Origin of the sequence: Streptomyces coryli, assembly GCF_011044975.1 — a bacterium.
GTDB classification, from domain to species: Bacteria; Actinomycetota; Actinomycetes; order Streptomycetales; family Streptomycetaceae; genus Streptomyces; species Streptomyces coryli.
This window is the reverse complement of sequence record NZ_JAAKZV010000478.1, coordinates 1-2,587: the sequence shown is the minus strand read 5'-3', so window position 1 is coordinate 2,587 and position 2,587 is coordinate 1. Positions and strand designations below refer to the sequence as shown.

The window sequence follows — 2,587 nt, the reverse complement described above, 5'->3', positions numbered from 1 at the left end:
GGTGTGGGCGGCTGGGCCGGGGGCTGCTGGGGTGGCTGGGCACGGCTCCCGGGCTGCTGTCCAGGGTCCTCAGGCGGTGGGCCGAAGCCGCCCTGTGGCGGATTGTTCGGCGGCTGAGGCGGCTGTGACATCTGTCCCCCCGAGACGGCATGCGTGCATATGAGCAGACCCTTTTCTACCACCGGACGCCGACAGCCGACGTACCGGTTGCGTCACAGCGGCCCGCAGCCCGCCCGCGGCCCGGCCGGGAGCCGCCTCAGGCGTCCTCGGCCAGCTCCAGCCAGCGGGTCTCCAGGTCCTCCCGCTGACCGGCCAATTCCCGCAGTTCGGCGTCGAGTTCGGCGACCTTCGCGAAGTCGGTGGCGTGCTCGGCGATGGCGGCGTGCAGCTTCGCCTCCTTGTCGCCGACGCGGTCGAGCTGCCGCTCGATGCGCTGCAGCTCCTTCTTCGCGGCCCGGGCGTCGGCGCCGGACTTTCCGGGCGCCGCGGCCGGAGCCGCGGCGGCCGGCGCCGGCTGCTCCGACTCCCGGACCCGGGCCCGGCGCTCCAGATACTCGTCGATGCCCCGCGGCAGCATCCGCAGCGTGGCGTCGCCGAGCAGCGCGTACACCCGGTCCGTGGTCCGCTCCAGGAAGTACCGGTCGTGGCTGATCACGACCATCGACCCGGGCCAGCCGTCCAGCAGGTCCTCGAGCTGGGTGAGGGTCTCGATGTCGAGGTCGTTCGTCGGCTCGTCCAGGAAGAGCACGTTGGGCTCGTCCATCAGCAGCCGCAGCACCTGCAGCCGCCGCCGCTCACCGCCGGACAGATCGCCGACCGGCGTCCACTGCTTCTCCTTGGTGAACCCGAACTTCTCGCACAGCTGCCCCGCCGTCATCTCCCGCCCCTTGCCGAGATCGACGCGCTGCCGCACCTGCTCGACGGCCTGCAGCACCCGCAGCGCGGGGTCGAGTTCGGCGACTTCCTGGGAGAGATAGGCGAGTTTGACCGTCTTGCCGACCTTGATCTGCCCGGCCGCCGGCTGCTTGTCGTTACGGGCCGCGTCCGCGAGCGCCCGCAGCAGGGACGTCTTTCCGGCGCCGTTCACCCCGACCAGGCCGACCCGGTCGCCGGGACCGAGCTGCCAGGTCAGGTGCTTGAGCAGCACCTTCGGGCCGGCCTGCACAGTCACGTCCTCGAGCTCGAAGACGGTCTTGCCGAGGCGGGAGTTGGCGAATTTCATCAGCTCCGCGCTGTCCCGCGGCGGCGGCACATCCTCGATCAGTGCGTTGGCCGCTTCGATACGGAACCGCGGCTTGCTGGTACGGGCCGGGGCACCCCGGCGCAGCCACGCCAGCTCCTTGCGGACCAGGTTCTGCCGCTTGGCCTCCGCGGACGCCGCGATGCGCTCGCGCTCGGCGCGCGCGAAGACGTAGTCCGAGTAGCCGCCCTCGTATTCGTGCACCTCGGCCCGCTGCACGTCCCACATGCGCGTACAGACCTGGTCGAGGAACCACCGGTCGTGGGTGACGACCACGAGCGCGGACCGGCGCTGCTGCAGATGCCGCGCCAGCCATGAGATGCCCTCGACATCCAGATGGTTGGTGGGCTCGTCCAGCACGATCACGTCCTGCTCGGCGATGAGCAGCTTGGCCAGCGCGATCCGCCGCCGCTCGCCGCCCGACAGCGGCCCGATGACCGTATCCAGGCCCTGCGGAAAGCCCGGCATGTCCAGGCCGCCGAAGAGGCCGGTCAGGATGTCGCGGATACGGGCGTCACCGGCCCACTCGTGATCGGCGCGGTCGCCGACGACCTCGTGCCGCACGGTGGCCGCGGGGTCGAGCGCGTCGTACTGCGCCAGCACCCCGAGCCGCAGCCCGCCGGCGTGCGTGACCCGCCCGCGGTCCGGCTCCTCGAGCCGGCTCAGCATGCGGATGAGGGTGGTCTTGCCGTCGCCGTTGCGGCCGACGACGCCGATCCGGTCGGTGTCGTTGACCCCCAGCGAGATGGCGTCGAGAAGAGTCCTGGTGCCGTAGGTCTTGCTGACGGCTTCCAGATTGACCAGGTTGGTGGCCATACGTCCGGGGCGCTCCTCGGGGGTGTGGTGCTGGGCGACTCTCCCAGCGTAGCCGCGGTGGCTAGCCCACCGGCCGGGCGCCCGGGGCGGGGGCCGAGGCCACCCGCGCCGCCCGGCACACGCCCGCGTCCGTCAGCGCCGCCGCGATCCGTTCGGCCGCCTCCGCGCCTTCGGCCAGGAACGCCGTGGTCGGCCCGGAGCCCGAGACGAGCCCGGCCAGCGCGCCGGCGGCCTCGCCGGCCTTCAGCGTCGCCGCCAGGTCGGGGCGCAGGGACAGGGCGGCGGGCTGCAGATCGTTGCTGTCGCGCAGGGCCGCCGCGAGGGCGGTCGCGTCGCCGGACCGCAGCGCCCGGAGGACGTCCTCCGACGCCTCCGGTGCCGGTACGTCCGTATCCGAGGAGCCGCCGCCGGAGGCCTCGCGCAGCCGGTCGCACTCGCCGTACACCGCGGGCGTCGACAGCCCCCCGTCCGCGACCGCGAAGACCCAGTGGAAGGTCCCGCCCACCTCGACCGGCGTCAGCAGGTCCCCCC

Annotated in this window: 1 protein-coding gene and 1 pseudogene; both read right to left on the bottom strand. The window is 72.8% G+C overall.

The window, feature by feature from the left end:
- Positions 1-256: 256 nt before the first annotated feature.
- Positions 257-2,056, bottom strand: a complete 1,800-nt coding sequence (locus G5C51_RS41435; protein ID WP_165246026.1) for an ABC-F family ATP-binding cassette domain-containing protein — start codon at positions 2,054-2,056, stop codon at positions 257-259.
- Positions 2,057-2,117: 61 nt separating this feature from the next.
- Positions 2,118-2,587 (bottom strand): annotated as a pseudogene (locus tag G5C51_RS41430) (4-(cytidine 5'-diphospho)-2-C-methyl-D-erythritol kinase); the annotation flags it as partial.

Coding starts and splice junctions, on each gene's coding strand:
- G5C51_RS41435 (WP_165246026.1), bottom strand. CDS start 2,056: ATGGCCACCAACCTGGTCAATCTGGAAGCCGTCAGCAAGACCTACGGC.